Genomic DNA, 20,287 nt, shown 5'->3' on the forward strand with positions numbered 1-20,287 from the left:
GATCACCCAGCGTGGTGCCCGTCCCATGCGCCTCCACGGCATCCACCTCGAAGGGCCGCAGACCGGCGGCGGCCAGCGCCTGCCGGATCACCCGCTGCTGCGACGGCCCGTTCGGCGCCGTCAGCCCGTTCGACGCACCGTCGGAGTTCACCGCACTGCCACGGACGACGGCCAGCACCGGATGCCCGTGTCGCCGGGCCCGGGAGAGGGGTTCGAGGAGCAGCAGCCCTGCGCCCTCGGACCAGCCGGTGCCGTCGGCGGCGTCGGCGAAGGCCTTGCAGCGCCCGTCGGGTGCGAGGCCGCGCTGCCGGGAGAACTCCACGAAGGTCTCGACGCTGCCCATCACCATCACACCGCCGACGAGTGCCATGGAGCACTCGCCGAGCCGCATCGCCTGGGTGGCCAGGTGCAGCGCGACCAGCGAGGAGGAGCACGCGGTGTCCACGGTGAGGGCGGGGCCGGCGAGGCCGAGGTGGTAGGCGATCCGGCCGGAGAGGACACCGCCGGAGCTGCCGGTCAGCCGGAACCCCTCGACTTCGGCGGCCTGGTGCAGCCGTACCGACCAGTCGTGGCTGTTGATGCCGGCGAACACCCCGATGTCCTGGCCGGCCAGTTCGGTGGGGTCGATGCCGGCCCGCTCGAACGTCTCCCACGCCGTTTCCAGGAGCAGCCGCTGCTGCGGGTCCATCGCGAGCGCCTCGTTGGGCGAGATGCCGAAGAAGGCCGCGTCGAACCCGGCGGCGTCGTCGAGGAAGGCACCGTGGCGGACGTAGGTGGTGCCGGGGTGGTCGGGGTCGGGGTGGAAGAGTCCTTCGGTGTCCCAGCCGCGGTCCTCGGGAAACGGGCCGACCGCGTCGATCCCCTCGGACACCACCCGCCACAGGTCCTCCGGGCTCCGCACCCCGGCCGGGAAGCGGCACGCCATCGACACGACGGCGATCGGTTCCTCCACGGGCGCCGCCGCCGGTCGCGTCGGGGCCGGGGGGCTCGTCGTCTCGCCCAGGAGCTCGGTCCGCAGGTGTTCGGCGAGCGCGGCGGGCCTCGGGTAGTCGAAGATCATCGCCGGGGACAGGGTCAGGCCGGTCTCCGCGGCCAGCCGGTTGCGCAGTTCCAGCGCGGTCAGCGAGTCGAACCCGGCGTCCTTGAACGTCCGGTCGGGGCCGACGGATTCGGGTCCGGCGTGGCCGAGGACCGCGGCGGCGTGCCGGCGTACCGCTTCGAGGAGGGTGGCGCTCTGCTCGGCGGGCGGCAGCCCGGTGAGTCGCTCGGCCGTGATCGGCCGTCCGTCCGTGACCGTGGCGCGGGCGACCGGGCGGCGCCGCGGGACCAGGCCGCGCAGCAGGGCGGGTACCGGGGCTCCGGCTGCCGCGAGGGCGGCGGGGTCGAACTTCGCCGCGACGGACCGCGGGCCGGCCCGCAGCGCGGCATCGAACTGGGCCATGCCCTCGGCGTCGGAGAGCCCGGCCATGCCGATGGACTCGTTGCGCCGCAGGTCGGCGCGGCCCAGGTGCCGGGTCAGTCCGCTGGAGCGGCTCCAGTAGCCCCAGTCGACGGACACCGCGGGCAGCCCGAGGTCGTGCCGCCGCGCGGCCAGCGCGTCCAGCGCGGCGTTGGCGGCGGCGTAGTTGCCCTGCCCGGGGTTGCCGAGCACCCCGGCGGCCGACGAGAAGAGCACGAAGGCGGCGAGGTCCAGGTCCCGGGTCAGTTCGTCGAGGTGGAGCGCCGCGTCCAGTTTGGGACGGAACACCGCGTCCAGGCGGCTCGGGGTCAACGCGGTGAGCACGCCGTCGTCGAGGACGCCGGCGCTGTGCACGACGGCCGTGAGCGGGTGCTCCGCCGGGACCGCGTCGATGAGTGCGGCCAGTTGGGCGCGGTCGGCCACGTCGACGGCGACGACCGTGACGTCGGCGCCGAGAGCGGTCAGTTCGGCCGCCAGTTCACCGGCGCCCTCTGCCGCGGGGCCCCGCCGCCCGGCGAGGACGAGGTGTCGTACGCCGTGCCGGGTGACCAGGTGCCGCGCGGTCAGGGCGCCGAGTGTGCCGGTGCCTCCGGTGATCAGCACCGTGCCCGCCGGGTCCAGCGGGCGAGCGGCACCCGTGGGGGCGAGCCTGGCCAGCCGGGGCACCTCGGTGCGCCCGTCCTTGATCCGCAGCCACGGTTCGCCGCCGCTCGCGACGGCGGGCACCTGTGCCCGGCCCGCCTCGTCGGCCTCCACCAGCACGATCCGGCCCGGATGCTCCGACTGGGCCGAGCGCACCAGGCCGCCGACGGCGGCCGTGCCCGGATCGGTGCTGTCGGGGATCACGACGGCCAACCGGGCCGTATCGGCGCCCGGAGCCGCGACGAACGCCTGGAGCACGGCCAGCGCCGAGCCGACCGCCGCCCGCGGCTGCCCGGGCCGCGCCTCGTACACCAGCAGATCCGCGCCGGTCGCCGCGGTGAGATCGGCGGCCGTGGCGACGTGCCGGACGTCGACGGCGGCCGGCTCCCCACAGCTCCATTCCTCCCACTCGACGGCGAAGAGGTGGTCCGCCGGTCCACGGTGGTCCACGGTGACCGGCTCCGCTCGAAGACTGTCGATGGTCATGACCGGTTGGCCCGCCGGGGTGACGAGTTCCAGGCCCGCCACCCGGTGTCCGTCGCCGACCGGTGTCGTGACGCCCGAGCGTACGCGCAGCGCGGACGCGCCGGAGGACAGCAGCCGCACCCCGGTCCACTGGGCGGCCCGGGTGTCCTCGGGCAGGGCGGTGCGGACCGCGGCGTCCAGCAGCGCGGGGTGGATGCCGTAGCGTGGAGCGTCGTCCGACGCGGACTCGGGCAGCGCGGCCTCGGAGGGGGCGCCGAGGCCGGGGAGGTCCGCGGCCTCGGAGGCCGGGGCCAGGACGCCGTGCGCGTGCCGGGTCCACGGTCCGTCCGGCGCAGCCGCCTCGGCGCGGGAGTGCACCTCGACGGGCCTGCGCCCGTCCGGGCCCGCCCCGCCGACGACGGCCTGGACGACGCGGCTGCCCTGGCGCGGCAGGGTCACCGGACGGTCGACGGTCAGCTCGTCGGCGACGGGTGTGCCGGTCTCGTCGCCGAGGCGTACGGCCAGTTCCACGAGGGCGGCCTCGGGTACGACGACTTGGTCGTCGGCCGCGGCCGGCCAGGGGTGCGCCGCGGCCGACCACCGGGCGGTGGCGACCACGCCGCCCGGGTGGGGCATCCGGACCAGCGCGCCCAGCAGTGGATGCCCGGCGTCGGCGACCCCCAGCGACGCCGGGTCGGCCGCCGGTGACGGCCGAAGCCAGTAGTGCCGACGGTCGAAGGCGTACGTCGGCAGCTCCACCCAGTCCGCGCCCGGGGCCGGCAGCAGGCCGGTCCAGTCCACCGCCACCCCGCGCACGAACAGTTCGGCCATCGAGGCCGCCAGCCTCAGCGGACCGCCGTCGTCCCGGCGGAGCGACCCGGTGACCACCGCGGGCACGGCGGCCTCGTCCAGGATCTCGCTGACCGCCTGCACCAGCACCGGATGGGCGCTGACCTCCAGGAAGACATCGTGGCCCCGGTCCAGCAACTGCCCGATGACCGGCCCGAACCGGACCTGCCGGCGCAGGTTCCGCCACCAGTACTCGCCGTCGAGAACGCCCGCGTCGACGACCGGCTCACCGGTGACGGTCGAGTGGAAGGACACCGTGGGAGCCTTGGCGTCGAGCCCGCCCAGCGCCTCGTGCAGCGCATCGCGGATGTCCTCCACCTGCGCGCTGTGCGAGGCGTAGTCCACCGCGACCCGGCGCACCCGCACCCCGTCGTCGGCCAGCTCCGTCAGCGCCTCGTCCAGCGCGTCCGCCGCACCGGACACGACGACGGAGGCGGTGCCGTTCACCGCCGCGACCGCCAACCGGTCGTTCCAGGGCCGGATGCGTTCCGCCGCGGCGTCGGCGCCCAGCGCGACCCAGGCCATCCCGCCGCGGCCGGACAGCTGCGCGGCGATGGCCTGGCTGCGCAGCGCGACCACCCGCAGCGCGTCCTCCAGCGACAGGGCGCCCGCCACGCAGGCCGCGGCCATCTCCCCCTGCGAGTGCCCGACGACCACGTCCGGGCGCACCCCCACCGACTCCCACACCGCCGCCAGCCCGACCATCACGGCGAAACTGGCGGGCTGTACGACGTCCACCCGCCGCAGCAGTTCCGGATCGGCGTCGCCGCGCAGGACGTCGAGCAGCGACCAGTCGGCCCACCGTGCGAGCAGTCGCGCGCACGCGCCGACCCGCTCGGCGAACACCGGTGAGTGGGCGAGCAGTTCACGTCCCATGCCGGTCCACTGGGAGCCCTGGCCGGGAAACACCATGACGACCTGGCGATGCGCGTCGGGCGCGGCGGCGGTCCCGCGCACCACGGCGGGGCTGCTCTCCCCCGCGGCCAGCGCCGCCAGCGCGGCGAGCGCCTCCGCCCGGCTGCCGGCCAGGACGACGGCCCGCTCCTGAAGGACGGCCCTGCGGGAGACGAGCGCCGAGGCCACGTCCGTCCAGGAGTCGCCGGAGCCTTCGAGGAGGGCCGCCAGCCGCCGGGCCTGGCCCCGCAGCGCGCCTTCGCTGCGGGCGGAGAGCACCAGTGGCACCACAACGGGCGCCGTCGGCGTCTCCGCACTTGCCGCCGGCGCCTCCTCGTGTGCCGCCGGCGCCTCTTCACCGGCTGCCGGGGACTCCTCACCGGCTGTCGGGGGCTCCTCCGCACGGACGGGCGGTGCCTGCTCCAGGATCACGTGGGCGTTGGTGCCGCTGAGACCGAAGGCGGAGACTCCGGCGCGGCGCGGCCGCCCGGTGTCCGGCCAGGGCCGGTTCTCCGTCAGCAGGGACACCGCACCCGCCGACCAGTCGACCTTCGTCGTCGGCTCGTCGACATGGCGGGTGGCCGGCAGCACCGCGTGCCGCAGCGCCTGCACCGTCTTGATCACACCGGCCACCCCGGCCGCGGCCTGGGTGTGGCCGATGTTGGACTTCAACGACGCGAGCCACAGCGGAAGTTCTGGATCGCGTCCCTGGCCGTAGGTGGCGAGCAGCGCCCCGGCCTCGACGGGGTCCCCCAGCACCGTTCCGGTGCCGTGGGCCTCGACCGCGTCGACGTCGGCCGCGGACAGGCCGGCCGCGGCCAGGGCCCGGTTGATGACCCGCTGCTGGGCGAGGCCGCTCGGCGCGGTCAGACCGTTGGACGCGCCGTCCTGGTTGACCGCGGAGCCGCGCAGCACCGCGAGCACGCGGTGTCCGTGGCGCCGGGCGTCGGAGAGGCGTTCCAGCACCAGCACGCCGGCGCCTTCGGCCCATCCGGTGCCGTCCGCGGCCGAGGCGAACGACTTGCAGCGGCCGTCACTCGCCAGCGCCCGCTGCCGGGAGAACTCCACGAACGTCCGGGGGGTGGCCATGACCGTGGCGCCGCCGGCCAGCGCCATGGAGCACTCCCCCGAACGCAGGGCCTGGGCCGCCAGATGAAGCGCGACCAGGGAGGAGGAGCACGCCGTGTCCACGGTGACCGCGGGCCCGGCGAACCCGAACACGTAACTGACGCGCCCGGACGCCACGCTGGCCGCGCGGCCCGCGGCGGCGAACGCCTCGGCCGCCTCCGGTACGGCACCGGAGGCGGCGTACTCCTGCTCCATCACCCCGGAGAAGACGCCCACGTCGGCGCCCTTCAGGGTCGACGCGTCGATGCCGGCGTGCTCCAGGGCTTCCCACGAGGTCTCCAGCAGCAGACGCTGCTGGGGATCCATGGCCAGTGCCTCCCTCGGCGAGATCCCGAAGAAGCCGGCGTCGAACTTCCCGGCGTCGGCCAGGAAGCCGCCCCGGTCGACGTACGAGGTGCCGAAGCGGCCGGGGTCCGCGTCGAACAGGTCCTCGGTCCGCCAGCCGCGGTCGGTCGGGAACGGCGACAGCGCGTCGTGCCCCTCGCAGACCAGCCGCCACAGCTCCGCGGGGCTGCTGACGCCCCCGGGCAGGCGGCAGGCCATGCCGATGATCACCACCGGGTCGTCCGTCCCGGCGGCCGGGACGGCCTCGGTGACCGGGCGGGGGCCGCCCAGCACCTCGGCGAGCAGGTGCTGGGCCAGCGCACGCGGGGTGGGGTGGTCGAAGGTGACGGTGGTGGGCAGCCGCAGTCCGGTGCGCTCGACGAGCCGGTTGCGCAGTTCCACCACGGCGACGGAGGTCAGGCCGAGGTCGCGGAAGGCGCGGTCGGCCGTGGCGTCCTGCGGGGCGGCCCCGGGCAGCACGCCCGCGGTCAGCTCCATGACCATGTGTTCCAACCGGGCACGCCGGGCCCGCTCGTCGAGGCGGGCCAGTTCGTCGTGGAGCGTGGCCGTGACGGCGTCGTCGGGACGGCTCTGTGCGGCGGCCTCGGGGAACAACGCGCGCAGCAGGGGTGGAACCGCGGCGCCGGCGGCCGGTCGGCGTACGTGGAGGCAGAGCAGGGACGAACGGCCCCCGGCGAGCAGGGTGTCCAGGGCGGCCAGCCCGCCGCGAACCCTGCCCGGATCGGCGGCCTCCTCCTGCGGCCAGGCGAGGAAGGACCCACCGTGGCGGCGGGCCACGGCTTCGGCGAGGACGGCGGAGACGAGCGCGTCCGGATCATCCGCCTCACCGGTCCCGGCCGTCTCAACGGTCCCGGCCTCACCGGTCCCGGCCGTCTCAACGGTCCCGGCCGGTACGCCGGTCGCGTCCGGTGCGCCGGTGCCGCCGAGCGCGGCCACCGGCTCGGCAGGATCGTTGATCACCAGGAACGTCCGCTGGTGGGGCTGTCCGGCCGTGGCGACGGCCAGGAAGGCTGCCGGAGCCAGGTCGCCGTCCGCGTGGATCACAGCGGTCACCGGTGCGGCCACGCCGGCGATCGCGGTCCGCAGGGACCGCTCGTCCCCGGCGGACCACCGCGCGTCCGTCCCGGCGATGTCCAGGCCGATGGGGCTCTCCTCGCCCACCAGCAGCAGGTGCTGGACCTGGTGGACCTCGGCCAGGTGGCGGACGACCGCCGCGCCGCGCACCGTTCCGGCGCCGGTCACCACGACGGTCCCCTTCGCGCCGGGCCAGGGCCGCCGCGGCCGATCGGCCACCGGAACCCGCACCAGCCTCGGCACGTACGGCACACCGGACCGCAGCACCGGCCACGGCTCGTCCGCCCGGAGCGCCGCCGCCAGCTCGGCCGGCACCGGCCGGCTGCCGGCCTCCAGATCGGCGACGACCAGCCGGCCCGGGTACCGCGTCTGCAGGGTGCGCGCGCCGGCCCGGAGCGCGGCCTGGGCCGGATCGGGCGCGCCGTCCTCGGGGCGCGCCGGCACGGCACCGCGCGTGAGGACGAGCAGGCGCCCCCGGCCGGGTTCCGGCCGGGCGAGCCAGTCGGCGAGCTGCCGGGCGCCGGCGCGGGCCACCACCGCGGAATCCCGCCCGGTGTCCTCGGCCGGCAGGACCACGGTCACCTCCGCGCTGCCGTCGGCCGCGGCCAGATCGGTGTGGTGGGCGGCACCACCCGGCCAGGCGGCGGCCAGTTCGGCGGCCCCGGGGCCCACGATCGCCCAGGACGCGGGACCGGCGCCCGAGGCCGGGGCGGCGGCCCGCACCCAGTCGACCTCGAACAGGTCGTCGTGGTGACCGCTCGCGGCGTACCGCAGCACAGCGGGCTGCTCGGCGAGCCTGCGCCGCGTGATCTTGCCCGAGGCGGTACGCGGGACCGCGGCGACCTCGTAGATCTCCTCGGGCACCTTGAAGGCCGCCAGCCGCGTACGGCACAGCTCGACCAGCGCCGGGACGTCCAACTCGTCGGAGGCCGGGACGACGTAGGCGACCGGCACTTCTCCGAGGGTGTCGTGCGGCCTTCCGGTCACACCGGCGTCGGCCACGCCCGGCGCCGCGCGCAGCACCGTCTCGACCTCCTCCGGGTGCAGGTTCTCACCGCCCCTGATCACCAGGTCCGATATGCGGCCGCAGACGGTGAAGTAGCCGTGCTCGTCGCGCCGGGCCAGGTCGCCGGTGCGGTACCAGCCGTCCCTCGTCGCCGCGGCCGTCTCCTCGGGCCGGCCGTGGTAGCCGAGCATGACGTTCGGGCCACTGACCCAGACCTCGCCCTCACGCCCGGTGGGGACGTCGGCGCCGGTGTCGGGATCGACGAGGCGGACCTCGACTCCGGGCACCGGCAGCCCGCAGGAGCCGTCGACCCGCATGCCGTCGGGCGGGTTCATGGTGATGGCCCCGCACGTCTCCGTGCTGCCGTACGCGTCCACCAGGGGTGTGCCGAAGCTCTCGCGGAACGCGCGGCACAGCTCGGAGTCGGCGACCGCGCCGCCGACCAGGCCGATCCTCAGGTCCGGCAGCGAGAACGGCTGCCGGCGCATCGTCTCGACCAGGTAGTGGTAGGTGGTGGGCACGCCGGCCAGGAAGGTCGACCGGCGGGCGCGCAGTGCCGCCAGGACGTCCTCCGCGGAGGCGCCGTCCATGAGGTGGGCGCTCGCCCCGACCACGGTCACCGACAGCACGCACGCGATGTGGGAGAGGCTGTGGAACAGCGGCAGCGGCCACAGCACCCGGTCCTCCGGCGAGAGTCCCGGTATCGGCACGTAGGAAGAGGCCACGGACCACAGGCAGTTGCGCTGGGTGGACAGCACCCCCTTCGGCCTTCCGGTCGTTCCCGACGTGTAGAACATCCACGCCGGGTCGTCCAGGCCGAGATCGTCCGGCGCGGGCGTGGCGGGCTCGGTGACGGCCAGCTCTTCGAAGGAACGGGTGCCCTCCGGCGCCGGGTTCGCGCCCGTCACCAGCACCGAGACGGCGGATGCCGACGGGGACGGCCGCAGGAGGTCCGGCGCGTGCACGGCGTCGGTGACGACCGCGACGGCGCCGCTGTCGGCCAGCAGCCAGTCCAACTCAGTCGTGGTGGACGCCGGATTGAGCGGGACCGCGACACCGCCGGCCCGGACGATGGCCAGGTAACTCTCCACCATGGAGACGCAGTTGCGCAGGCAGATCGCCACCCGATCGCCGCGCCGCACGCCGAGTCCGGTCAGATGCCCGGCCAGCCGACGCGTCCGCTCCTCCAACTGATCGTAGGTGACCGCCCGCCGGCAGTCCGAGAAGGCGACCTTGCCCGCGAAGCGGACCGCGTTCCTCCTGAGGATGACGGGCAGGACTTCGATCAAGTCAGCACGCACGTGTCGCACGTCCTTTCACGGAGCGGCTGGTCCGCCGGCGGCGCAGCGGGCCGCCGGCCTTCACGATGTGTCGCGGCGCACGAAGGAGGTGCGCAGGCGCGACCCTTCGGCTCGGTCCTCCTGGAGGCTAGGACGGCCCCCGCCCCCGAACATCCCTCAGCCTGGTAGGAGATCGCCGGGCCCGGACCTGCGGCTACCAGGGCGAGGGATGTGCGCCGGATCCGGCCGTTTCTACAGTGAGCGGCGACGACCACCCCAAGGAGGGGCATGTCCCCGCGCGAATCATCGCTCGCCTCGTCGTGGATACGGCGGTACGTGCCCGCTCCGGAGGCGCCGGTCCGGCTGGTGTGCCTGCCGCACGCGGGCGGCTCGGCGACCTTCTACGGCGGCCTGGCCCGGCGGCTGGCCCCGGACATCGACGTCCTCGCGGTGCAGTACCCCGGACGCCTGGAGCGCCGGACGGAACCCCCGATGACGGACCTGACCGCACTGGCCGAAGTGCTCGTCACCGAGCTGACGCCCTGGACCGACCGCACGTACGTCCTCTTCGGGCACAGTCTGGGCGCGATGGTGGCCTTCGAGACGGCCCGCCGGCTGGAAGCCGCAGGCCGTCCCCCGGTCGCCCTGTTCGTGTCGGGACGCGGTGCGCCGTCCCGGCACAGGCGGGAGTTCGGCCCACGGCTGGACGATGCCACCCTGCTCCAGCAGATGCGCGGGCTGGGCGGCACGGACCCGCGCGTCTTCGCCGACGAGGAGCTGATGTGGCTCGCCCTGCCGGTCATGCGGGCGGACTACCGGATGGTGGAGGACTACCGCTACCTGCCCGGCCCGCCCCTGAGCTGCCCCGTGACCGCGTTCAACGGCCGGACCGACCCGAAGGTCTCGTCCCCGGACGTCGATGCCTGGCGCGACCACACCACCGCCTCGTTCGAGTCGCTCGTCTTTCCGGGCGGCCACTTCTATCTCGTGGACCGGAGCGAAGAGGTGACGGCCGCGCTCATCGACCGTCTGTCCCACATCACCCGCAGGAACACGACAACAAGACAGTAAAGGTCGGTGCAGAGAGCATGCCCAGCGATTGCGCCATAGGAATTCACGATCTGTCATGTGCGACGACCGAGTTCGTCCTGCCACACGCGACGCTCGCCGGTCACAACGGCACCGAGATCGGCAAATACCATGTGGGCATAGGCCAGCAGTCGATGAGCGTGCCCGCCGCCGACGAGGACGTCGTGACGATGGGCGCGGTCGCCGCCGCGCCGATCGTCGCCCGGCACGGCGCCGACCGGATCCGGACGGTCGTGTTCGCGACGGAGTCGTCGATCGACCAGGCCAAGTCGGCCGGCGTGTACGTCCATTCACTGCTTGGGCTGCCGTCGGCCACCAGGGTCGTCGAGCTGAAGCAGGCCTGCTACGGGGGCACGGCGGCCCTGCAGTTCGCCATCGGCCTCGTGCTGCGTGATCGTCGGCAGCAGGTCCTCGTGGTGGCGAGCGACATCTCCAAGTACGACCTGGACAGCCCCGGTGAGGCGACCCAGGGCGCGGCGGCGGTGGCCATGCTGGTCGCCGCGGACCCCGCGCTGGTCCGCATCGAGGAACCGTCGGGCCTGTTCACCGTCGACGTCATGGACTTCTGGCGGCCGAACTACCGGGACGCCGCGCTGGTCGACGGGGAGGAGTCCATCACCGTGTATCTACAGGCGGTGGAGAGTGCCTGGAAGGACTACACGGAGCAGGGCGGCCGTTCGCTCGACGAGTTCACCGCGTTCTGCTACCACCAGCCGTTCACGAAGATGGCCTACAAGGCGCACCGACACCTGCTGAACACCTGCGGGTACGACACCGACGAAGCTCGGATCGGGCGAGCCGTCGAGCGGACCACGGCCTACAACAGGGTCATCGGCAACAGCTACACGGCGTCGGCGTACCTCGGCCTCGCCGCGCTGCTCGACCATGCGGACGACCTGGCCGGCCGGCCCGTCGGCTTCCTCAGCTACGGCTCCGGCAGCGTCGCCGAGTTCTTCGCCGGAACCGTTGTTCCCGGCTACCGTGAGCACCTGCGGACCTCGGCGCACCGCGAGGCGATCGACCGGCGCCGGACTCTCGACTACGCCGCCTACCGCGAGTTGCACGAGCGGTCCTTGCCGACCGACGGCGGCGACCACCCCGTTCCGCAGCAGACCACCGGGGCCTTCCGGCTGGCGGCGCTGCGCGGCCACAAGCGCATATACGAGAGGCGCTGAGGACTACCGCGTGACCCTTTCACCGGCGGTACGCCCCTCACCCCCGTGGGGTGTGACCGCCGGCGGTCAGTCCCGTGCGTCTGCGGACGGCTTCGGGCCGCGCTCGCCGTCCAGCGGGTCGTGTGGGGTGCGGCGTACCGGGTTCCGGCCACCGCGCCGGCCGGGACGGCCGCGTTGATCACACGCGGGTCTGCGCCGCCCTCCTGAGGCACCCCAGCCACGCACGGCTCCGGTGCCATCGTCCCGGCCGCCGCGTCCCCGATGCCCCCTTGACCGGATCCAGACGCAGCTCATGGTCTGCCTGCTCAGGGCTCGCTCACCTGCCTTGAGAAGCGTGGTACCAACTAGGTACCATCGGGTCATGCCATCACTGAACGTGTCCTTCTCCGACGAGGAGATGGAAGGTGTGCGCGCCGCCGCCGCCGCCGAGGGCAAGAGCCTCAAGCAGTATCTGCACGACCTCGGCGTACGCGAGATGCACCGCAAGCGGTTCGTCGCCGGCGCCACCGCCTGGGCCGACAAGCTGCGCGGGGAGTTCGACGAGGCCTTCCCCGAGGAGATCCCGCCCGCTCAGCGCGGCGACGGTGCTGCGGCTGCCTGATGGTGCTGCACATCGACGTCTCCTGGCTCCTCGACGTCCAGGAGGCCGCCCTCGGGCACGAAGACGTGACCGTGACCGACTACTCCGCGCTGGTGGCGGCCGTCGCCCGGCACAAGACCCGGATGCCGACGCTTGAGGCCTCCGACCCGGACACCGCCTGGCGGGCAGCCGCGCTCCTGCACACGCTCGTGCGCCTGGAACCACTCCCCCACCGCAACAGCCTCTTCGCCGCCTTCGTGGCCGCCCAGTACATGGATCAGTCCGGCGAAGGCATCGACCCCCCGTACGGCGCCCTGTCCGACCTCGTCAAAAAGGTCCGCGACACCCGGCTGAGCGTCTACGCCGTCGCCGAGGCCCTGCGCTCCTGGCGCATCTGAATCCAGACGCGCCGCGTCGCACGGCGGACCGGCGGCGTTGAGCGTTCGCGGGAGAGTGCCCTCGGGGGTTACGGCGCGGACCGACCTGGGGGCTCGTGGAACACGAGCCGACCTGCTCCTTTCGGCGGCCGGATGACCATCGAGCCGTACACGTCGGGCGGCGCCCGCATCCACCGCACGAGCGACCTGTGCGAGGGCCGCTCCTACCGGCCGACCGGGCGCACCGGCCCGCGCGCCTGCTCGTACACCGCCGGTTACTGGGCCTTCCTGCACCGGCATCGGCGGCTGCCGTCCGGCAACGCCCGCATGCGCCGCGCGGTGCGGGGTCCAAGCCGTCTCGGCGGCCTGGAAGAGGAGCGGCGGCGCGCGGGAAGCGCCGTGAGGGAAGCGGGCGGCTGCCGCCGGCCCGGGCATCGGGTCGCGCCGGGGTCCGGCGGCCGGCGGCCTCGTTCGTTCGGCGCGCGGCGCGCTTCGCCCGCCGAGGGCAGCCGGCGGTGGGCGCAAGGACGGGGGCGTGTGGGTCGGTTCACCCGGCGGTGTACAGCGCCCGCAGCGCCTCCACCGCCTGCGCCAGCCCGGCCGGTCTGAGGCCGACGGGGGGCTGGGTCCGACTCCAGCCGGGACCGCCCAGCAGCACCGCCGGGCCGCGCCGCGTCCCCTTCATGCCCCAGCGCAGCCCGGCCACGTGCCGGGCCAGGGCCGGGGCCGCCCGCGTGCTCTCCTGGGCCCACAGCACGACGGCGACCGGGCCGAGCCGGCGCACCGCCGCGTCCAGTGCCTCGACGGGAACAGCGGCTCCCAGCATGCGCACCGGCAGCCCCTCACGACCGAGCGCCGCGTGCAGCGCCTCCAGGGGCAGGGTGTGCTGTTCGCCGGGGACGCAGGCCAGCAGCACGCAGCCTGCTCCGGGGGGAGTCACAGGGGCGGCGGGCGGCGTGCTGCGGCGCAACACTGTGGAGACGTGCCAGGCGAGCAGGTGTTCCACCTCGACGTACTGGTCGTCGGAGGAGGCCCAGCGGCGTCCTACGGCGTGCAGGGTGGGAACCATCACCTCCTGCCAGGCGACCACGAGGCCGTGGCGTTCGACGGCGGCGGCGAGCTGCTTCTCCAGCGCGGGGGCGTCCAGCCGTACGGCGGCGCGTGCGAGGCCGCGGCACTCCTGGCGCACATCGCCGAGGGGCAGCGCGCCGGCGGCCCGCGAGCGCCCCGCGGGCGGCGGAGCGGTGACGGCTTCGCTCCCGGAAGGCGGCCCTGCGGCAGCCGCACGGGCGGCGCGGGCGGCGCGGGCGGCGTCGGCCGGCGGGATGCCGGTCGCCGTCAGCCGGCACATCTCCTCAACCGTGGCCACGTCCGCCGCCGTCCAGCGACGGTGTCCGCCCTCGGTGCGCGCGGTCGGTCCGATGCCGTAGCGGCGGTCCCACGAACGCAGGGTCATGGGCGACACGCCGAGGCGTCGGGCGAGCACACCGGTGGTCAGACCGGCATCGCCCGGTACGGCAGGGGATGCGGCGGGAGACTGCGCGTCGGGTTCCACGGTGGTCAAGTGTTCCTGTCCTCCCGGTGTTCGCGCGCCGGGGCCCGCGCGGACGTGACCGGCGACAGGTACAGGCGCGTGCGGCGTGGGGAAGCCGCCGGCATCCGCGCCGGCCGGCGGGCCCGGAGGCGCTGCCCGGTGCCCCTGCCCGTCGTCCGTCGTCCTGCGCACCGCCCGTTCGGCGGGCTCATTCCGTGACCTCCTCGACCAGGCTCCGGCCCAGGCGCAGCAGGCCGCGCCGGGCGTGACTCTTGACCGTGCCCAGCGGCCAGCCGGTGACGTGGGCGATCTGCGTCTGCGTCAGGTCACCGTAGAAGGCCAGGCACAGCACCCTCCGCTGGGCCTCGGGGAGGCGGCGCAGTTCGCGGGTGACGTCCACGCGGTTCAGGACCTCCTCCTGCGCGTACGACGGCTCCGGTGGGCGGTGCGACTCCCGCGCCGCCGCGGCGGCGGTGTCCGTGCGCCGGGTGCGGGCGGACAGGGCGTCGGCGATCTTGCGGCGGGCGATGCCCACGAGCCAGGCGGGCAACGGGCCACGGCCCGGTCGATAGCCGTGGCGTCCGCGCCAGGCAGCGAGGAACACCGTCTGGGTGACGTCCTCGGCCTCCGCGCCGTCGCCCAGCGACTGCCGCGCCAGTGACAGGACGAGAGGAAACCAGCGGCGGTAGACCGCCTCCATGCCGCCCTCGTCCCCGGCCGCGAAACGAGAGGCCAGATCGTCCTCCGGGGACGGTATGGGCATGGACTCGGCTTCGGTCACAGCAAGTGCCGTCATGTGGCCTGCTCCTTCCGGGGTGGCTCGACGCCTTGCGGCCACGGTCCGTCCGGGAGCCCCGGGGCGGCAACTCGCATCGGGTCTGCATCGGATCGCCGCCGCCCTGTCCCGTCCCGCCGGAACGCCGCCGGAACGGCACCGGAGCGGCGCCCGTCAGGCGCCGTCTTCCCGCCGGAGGACGGCCGGGGGGCGCCCGCCCGGAGCCGGTGGACGGCTGTCCCGCTCCCCGGCGCCGGGCCGGGTGGGCCACCACACCCGGTCCCCGGCGTCCCGTACGAGCGCCGGCACCAGCAGGGAGCGCACCACCAGGGTGTCGAGCAGCACGCCGAAGGCGACGATGAAGGCGATCTGCACCAGGAACGCCAACGGGATCACGCCGAGCGCGGCGAAGGTCGCGGCGAGCACGACTCCGGCGGAGGTGATGACGCCGCCGGTGGTGACGAGCCCCCGCCCGACGCCCTCGCGGGTGCCGTGCCGCAGCGTCTCCTCGCGGACCCGGGACATCAGGAAGATGTTGTAGTCGACACCGAGGGCGACCAGGAAGACGAATCCGTACAGCGGCACCGACGGATCAGTGCCACTGAAATGGAACAGACCGCCGAAGACCAGCGCCGCCACCCCGAGTGTCGCCGTGAAGTTCAGGGCGACGGTCAGCACCAGCAGGACGGGCACGGCGACGGAGCGCAGCAGCAGCACGAGGATGGCGAGGATGACGGCGAGCACCACCGGGACGATGACGGCGCGGTCACGTTCGGCGGCGCGCAGGGTGTCGTACTGCTGCGCGGTGTAGCCGCCGACCAGGGCGTTCGCGCCGGGGAGCGCGTGCAGTCCGGCGCGCAGCCGGGCCACGGTGTCGCGGGCGGCCTGTGTGTCGGGAGCCGCCTTCGCGGTCGCCTCCCACCTCACTCGGCCGTCCACGGCACGCGGCTCGTCGGTCGGGCGACCCTCGGCGCCGGTCGCGGTCACCGCCGCGATGCCGGGAGTGTCGCGTACGGCGCGTTCCACCCGGGAGGCTGCGGCGGCGTCGGCGATGATCACCACGGGGGTGCCGGCGCCGGCCGGGAAATGCCGGGCCAGGGTCTGCTGGGCGGCCACGGACGGCACGTGCCGTACGAACGTCTCGTCCAGCGGCACGCCCCGCGAGTCCAGCGTGAGGGCGCCCGCCGAGCAGACCAGCAGTCCGGTCAGGGCGAGCGCCCACACCCGGCGTGGCGCCCGGTCGACCAGGCGGGCGGCGCGCTGCCACACTCCGGCCGCACCGGTTCCGCCGGCGGGCTTGGCGGGCCAGTACGCGCGGCGGCCGAGGAGGGCGAGGACGGCCGGCAGGAAGGTGAGTGCGCTCAGGGCGGCGCAGACGATCCCTACGGCGCCGACCGGTCCGAGGGCCCGGTTGTTGGTGAGGTCGCTCAGCAGCAGCGCGATCAGCCCCAGGGCGACGGTGCCCGCGCTGGCCAGGACGGCCGGGGCAGAGCGGCGCCGAGCGGCGCGGGCGGCGTCGTGCCGGTCCCGGCCACCGGCCAGTTCCTCCCGGCAGCGTGCGGTCACCAACAACGCGTAGTCCGTCGCGGCGCCGATGACGAGGATCGACAGGATGCCCTGAACCTGCCCGTCGACGCGCACCAGGCCGTGGTCGGCCAGCGTGTACACGACCGCGCAGGCCACCCCGAGGGCGAACACCGCGCCGGCGATGACGACGAGCGGCAGCAGCAGGGAGCGGTAGACCAGCAGCAGGATGACCAGGACGGCGGCCAGGGCGACCGCGAGCAGCACCCCGTCGATGCCGGAGAAGGCGTCCGCCAGGTCGGCCTGGGTCGCGGCCGGCCCGGCGAGCTGCACCCGGGTGCCGGGCACCTTCTCGGCCGCCGCCCGTACCCGTTCGAGCGTGGAGGCGAGCCGGTCGCCCAGATCCGGGCGCAGCGGCACGACGGCCTGGAGCGCGGCGCGGTCCTGCGAGGGCAGGGCGGGGGAAGGCGATCCGGCCGAGCCGGGCACGCGGGTGAGCGCGGCCACCGCCTCGGTGGCCGGCCGTTGCCGTGAGGTGACGGGCCCCCCGCCGTCGGCGGTCCACACCACGATGACCGGCAGGGTCTCGCGCTGCCGGAAGGCGGTCTGCTCCCGAAGGACCCGGGTGGACTCGGCGCTACGGGGCAGGAAGGCGGCCTGGTCGTTGGTGGCCACCTCGCCGAGCCGTCCGGCGAAGGGCCCCAGCAGCGCCCCGACCACCAGCCATACGGCGATCAGGGCCAGCGGGACGAGGCCACGGGTTCGGGGGTGCGGGGGCGTCATGTGACTCCTTGGAGCGGCGGAAAGCTCGATGGTAAACAATCTCAATCATTGAGTAATGTCAACCTCAAGACAGTGTCACCGGTGCTTCCCTGTGCGCCAGCGGAACGGATGCGGGTGCCGGCCTTCCAGTGCGGGTGGCGGCCTTCCAGTGCGCGTGCTGCTTTCCGGCGTGGGTGCCTGTCGTCCGGCGTGGGTGCCGGCCGCACTTGGGACGCCAAGGCGCCTCAGCGGCCGGCGGACTCCCCGGAGACCTGGGCGAGTGCGTCGTTCAGCGCGGTCAGGAACCTGAGGGCCGTGGACAGCTCATCCGCGTCGAAGTCCGCTCCGGCCTGGCGCAGGGCGTCGGCCAGGGGCCGGAAATGGGTACGGGCGGCCGCGCGGGCGTCGGCGGCGTAGTGGAGGTGCACCACCCGGCGGTCGGCGTCCTCGCGGACCCGGCGGACCTGCCCGGCGCGCTCCAGCCTGTCGATGCAGGCCGTGACGGCGCCCGAGGTGAGGCCGAGGACCGCACGCAGCCTGCTGGGGGTCATCGGCTCGGGCGCGTCGAGGATGGCGGCCAGCGCCTGCACGTCGGTGGCGTGCAGGTTACGGCGGGCCGCGTACTGATGGATGACCCGCCCGACCTCACCGTGCATGCGGCGCAACTGGACCGCGAAGGCCGACAGGTCCCCCGGAAAGACGGGGAGGTCGCCCGTGGAGGCGTCGGCGGCGGGCTGACCGGCGGCCGTGGCGTGCGAGTCACCGGCAGTGGCGTTCGGGCCCGCCGCGGCTCCTGCGCGCCGCCGCGATCGGCGCCCTGCGCTCGACTCCGTGTTCACCGGCGCATCCTACCGGGGCACTCGCGGGTCACCGTAGCGGACGCCCCCTCCCCCGGGGCTCGGCGCGGCCGGCGACGGCGATGCCGGGGTGCCACTGATCGGAGTGACGGCGTCCGTTCACCGGCCCGGTGGTCGCACTCTCTCGGCCTCGCCGACATGCCGATGCCTCACCCCCTTCGCGCGCCGGGCACGACGCATCCGGTCCCTGCGGCTTCGGAAGCGTCCGCTCCTTACGTTCGCTTGGGCCGCTGGGCGCGTATTGAAGCGCGCGGTATCGGACCAGCCGGGGACCGACGGGCCCTTGTCGCGCGGCGTCGGTGCTCGGGGCGAGCGCGGCGGACGGATCGCGAAGGCTCGCACGGGGTTCGTATGACCCTGGCGGCAGTGCCGTTCGTCCGTGCTGGAGGCTCGCAAGGCCGCTGAGGCCGACGGAGCCCCGCCGACTACGGCGGATCCGGGGCGGGACGGGGCGAGGGTGACGTTCCTGACCGAAGGGCTGCCGGCCCAGCTGCCGCCCGACACCCGGCCGCTGCCGTCGGTCGCGACCTACGACCAGCTGCCGCAACCACGGCGGCCGGACCGTTTCGCCGCCGAGGGGGACGGGTCATGACGACGTTCAAACACACCGCGGGCTGACCGAACAGGCCGCCGAAGCTGCCGTAGACCAGGCAGGCTGCCGCATGCTGCGGCTGCGCACTGTCCGAGCTCAGTTCCCCGAGTTGGGCGAGGCCGCCGCCCGCAACCGGGGGTCGTACCGCGGCTTCCTCGCCGAACTGGTGATGGCTCAGTGCGTGGATCGGACTCGCCACCGTTCGGAACGGCGGATCAAGGGTGTCGCCTTCCCGCGTGAGAGGAGGCGAAGCCGAACGCCGATCCAGTGGTCGTCCAGTCGTCCGTCTCCTCGAACGAGATTCTCAGCGGCTGGACCAAGACCTTGACCGACCCCGACGAAGGTCAGCCGGTCCACGATGGCCGCGCAGAGCCGGCAATCTGATCCAGGCCGACACCGACTCCTAATGCCTCACACTGCAGGCGGGAGTCGATGCCGTCTTGCCCCGCACGCGAGGTTGCGGACGGCCTCACGTTATTGAGGTGCGATGGCTTTGAGCCAGTCCTCGACGGTGAAGACATCTGCCCACTGCGGGAACAGCCTGTCGGTGAGCATCCGGTGCACCTCGGGGTCGGTGTCGAGGCAGGCGTCCGCCAGGACGGTGAGGCCGAAGTCCAGGTCGATGGCGCGCCACAAGGTGGACAGCACTACAGCGCTGGTGGCGATGCCGGTGAGAACAAGGCTGTCGATATCGCGAGCCCTGAGTACCAAGTCGAGGTCACTGCCCGAGAACGCGCTCCCCCGCCTCTTGGTGACCACCACGTCGCCCTGCTGGGGCGCGACATCGTGATGGATCTCTGTGCCAGGGGCCCCTTCGGTGAACAGGCCGGCCCGCAGGACATTTGTCATCACCTTGTTGCGAGGGCTGACTTCCGGATCGCCCGGCCGTAATCCCATCACCACGTAGATCACGGGGATGCCGGCAGCCCGGGCACCGTCGATCGCCCCGCGCAGACGCCGCAGATATCCGGAACCGTCGTCGGCAATGGCCACGACGTCCCGTTGGACGTCCATCACCAGAAGTGCGCTGTTCGCCATGCTTGCCGTCCCTTCTCCACTGGGAAACAAGAGCAAGTCTGGTGGATCAACCGAGCCGCGGCGGAGGTTTCGGAGATCCTCATCAGCGTCACGCCGCAGTGCGCCCGTGACCGTTGTCAGTTCTCATCGACGTCTTCTCGCCCTGTGATCACCAAGTGCTGTCCCAACTCGGTCATGCGCAGTATCGCCCGTCAGGTGCGAAGCCAGCAGCCCGATCAGCGGGCCGAGCATGCGAGGACGACGCCACGGATCGCGCGGTGGCCATCGTGAGGAGAGCTTGATGCCGTACCTGATCCGTCCCGTGCACCCCTGACACCGGATCAGGCCTCACGCGGTGCACTGCGCACCCGGTGCGCACCGGTAGCCGCACCACCGTGGGGGTGGGCGAGCACCTGGTGCGGCCACGGGTGCTGCCGCGCGAGTGGCCGTCGATGCCGTCGTCCAGGAACAGGCCCATCGCCTGATCGCGGGGCTGCCCGCCGACAGCCGGAACATCCCTCGGAGTCCTGTCCTCAGTCGTTTCGCCAGAGTGGCCGCGGGTGGTGCCGCTGTCGATGAGGGCCCGGCCCGACAGTCCGCCGAAGTAGTTGTTGACCACTGTATGGTCGTTGCCGTTGCCGTAGAGACGCACACCGTCGGTGCCGTCGAGCAGGTAGCTGACCTCCACCGTGGGCTGGTTGCCGTTGTCGGCCGATCTTGGCCCGACCGACAGAGCCTCACGATCGGCCGTAAGGCACGGGAACGTCACCGGGCTGAGCGAACCGCCCCATCACGCAGAACAGGTCTTAGACCGTGTCCTATGTGGTGAGGCGGACGAGTCGCTTGCAGCAGCACAGGGCTGC

Annotated in this window: 12 protein-coding genes and 1 pseudogene; 6 read left to right on the plus strand and 7 right to left on the minus strand. The window is 73.8% G+C overall.

Translation table 11 applies throughout. The features are described 5' to 3' along the window. Nucleotides 1-9,163 (minus strand): type I polyketide synthase (locus tag IE273_RS42095; protein ID WP_189820392.1); only part of this gene is annotated, 9,163 nt, incomplete at its 3' end. A gap of 267 nt (nt 9,164-9,430) precedes the next feature. Here IE273_RS42095 and IE273_RS42100 point away from each other — a divergent pair. From IE273_RS42100 to IE273_RS42115, 4 genes are all read left to right on the plus strand, one after another. Further along, nucleotides 9,431-10,213 (plus strand): thioesterase II family protein, encoded by a 783-nt coding sequence (locus IE273_RS42100; protein ID WP_189820393.1) that lies wholly within the window; start codon nt 9,431-9,433, stop codon nt 10,211-10,213. 17 nt (nt 10,214-10,230) lie between these two features. Further along, nucleotides 10,231-11,406 (plus strand): hydroxymethylglutaryl-CoA synthase, encoded by a 1,176-nt coding sequence (locus IE273_RS42105; protein WP_189820394.1) that lies wholly within the window; start codon nt 10,231-10,233, stop codon nt 11,404-11,406. Between the two features lie 361 nt (nt 11,407-11,767). Beyond that, nucleotides 11,768-12,007 carry a hypothetical protein gene (locus IE273_RS42110; protein WP_189820395.1) on the plus strand — a complete coding sequence of 80 codons (240 nt, stop codon included), beginning with the start codon at nt 11,768-11,770 and terminating at the stop codon, nt 12,005-12,007. Then, nucleotides 12,007-12,384 (plus strand): toxin Doc, encoded by a 378-nt coding sequence (locus IE273_RS42115; RefSeq protein ID WP_189820396.1) that lies wholly within the window; start codon nt 12,007-12,009, stop codon nt 12,382-12,384. Before IE273_RS42110 ends, IE273_RS42115 begins: the two co-directional genes overlap by 1 nt. Nucleotides 12,385-12,910: 526 nt before the next feature. On the opposite strand, the gene IE273_RS42120 is transcribed toward IE273_RS42115, so the two are convergent. The 4 genes from IE273_RS42120 to IE273_RS42135 form a co-directional block, all read right to left on the minus strand. After that, nucleotides 12,911-13,927, minus strand: a complete 1,017-nt coding sequence (locus IE273_RS42120; RefSeq protein WP_373309502.1) for a MerR family transcriptional regulator — start codon at nt 13,925-13,927, stop codon at nt 12,911-12,913. Between the two features lie 178 nt (nt 13,928-14,105). After that, on the minus strand, nt 14,106-14,693 hold the full coding sequence (locus IE273_RS42125; RefSeq protein ID WP_189820397.1) for an RNA polymerase sigma factor: 588 nt from the start codon (nt 14,691-14,693) through the stop codon (nt 14,106-14,108). A gap of 153 nt (nt 14,694-14,846) precedes the next feature. After that, nucleotides 14,847-16,979, minus strand: coding sequence for an MMPL family transporter (locus tag IE273_RS42130; protein WP_189820398.1), 2,133 nt, complete (start codon nt 16,977-16,979; stop codon nt 14,847-14,849). A 224-nt stretch (nt 16,980-17,203) separates the two neighbouring features. Further along, nucleotides 17,204-17,797: a MarR family winged helix-turn-helix transcriptional regulator gene (locus IE273_RS42135; RefSeq protein ID WP_373309503.1), complete on the minus strand. Its 594-nt coding sequence runs from the start codon at nt 17,795-17,797 to the stop codon at nt 17,204-17,206. A gap of 475 nt (nt 17,798-18,272) precedes the next feature. Here IE273_RS42135 and IE273_RS44870 point away from each other — a divergent pair, with 475 nt between their 5' ends. Both IE273_RS44870 and IE273_RS44520 read left to right on the plus strand, forming a co-directional pair. Next, nucleotides 18,273-18,407, plus strand: coding sequence for a hypothetical protein (locus IE273_RS44870; protein WP_268257550.1), 135 nt, complete (start codon nt 18,273-18,275; stop codon nt 18,405-18,407). 22 nt (nt 18,408-18,429) lie between these two features. Further along, nucleotides 18,430-18,651 (plus strand): annotated as a pseudogene (locus IE273_RS44520) (IS21-like element helper ATPase IstB); the annotation flags it as partial. A 230-nt stretch (nt 18,652-18,881) separates the two neighbouring features. On the opposite strand, the gene IE273_RS42140 reads toward IE273_RS44520, so the two are convergent. Together IE273_RS42140 and IE273_RS42145 are read right to left on the minus strand one after the other, a co-directional pair. Continuing rightward, nucleotides 18,882-19,445 carry a cysteine hydrolase family protein gene (locus IE273_RS42140; protein WP_189820399.1) on the minus strand — a complete coding sequence of 188 codons (564 nt, stop codon included), beginning with the start codon at nt 19,443-19,445 and terminating at the stop codon, nt 18,882-18,884. Nucleotides 19,446-19,617: 172 nt separating this feature from the next. Further along, complete coding sequence (locus IE273_RS42145) at nt 19,618-20,112, minus strand: hypothetical protein (RefSeq protein WP_189820400.1); 495 nt, start codon at nt 20,110-20,112, stop codon at nt 19,618-19,620. Nucleotides 20,113-20,287: the final 175 nt, after the last annotated feature.

The organism is Streptomyces olivaceoviridis (assembly GCF_014650115.1).
Lineage (GTDB): Bacteria > Actinomycetota > Actinomycetes > Streptomycetales > Streptomycetaceae > Streptomyces > Streptomyces olivaceoviridis.

Excerpts from the sequence above, each read along its gene's own strand:
- IE273_RS42100 (WP_189820393.1), top strand. The coding sequence starts at position 9,431 with ATGTCCCCGCGCGAATCATCGCTCGCCTCGTCGTGGATACGGCGGTAC.
- IE273_RS42105 (WP_189820394.1), top strand. The coding sequence starts at position 10,231 with ATGCCCAGCGATTGCGCCATAGGAATTCACGATCTGTCATGTGCGACG.
- IE273_RS42110 (WP_189820395.1), top strand. The coding sequence starts at position 11,768 with ATGCCATCACTGAACGTGTCCTTCTCCGACGAGGAGATGGAAGGTGTG.
- IE273_RS42115 (WP_189820396.1), top strand. The coding sequence starts at position 12,007 with ATGGTGCTGCACATCGACGTCTCCTGGCTCCTCGACGTCCAGGAGGCC.
- IE273_RS42125 (WP_189820397.1), bottom strand. The coding sequence starts at position 14,693 with ATGACGGCACTTGCTGTGACCGAAGCCGAGTCCATGCCCATACCGTCC.
- IE273_RS42130 (WP_189820398.1), bottom strand. The coding sequence starts at position 16,979 with ATGACGCCCCCGCACCCCCGAACCCGTGGCCTCGTCCCGCTGGCCCTG.
- IE273_RS42140 (WP_189820399.1), bottom strand. The coding sequence starts at position 19,445 with ATGGCGAACAGCGCACTTCTGGTGATGGACGTCCAACGGGACGTCGTG.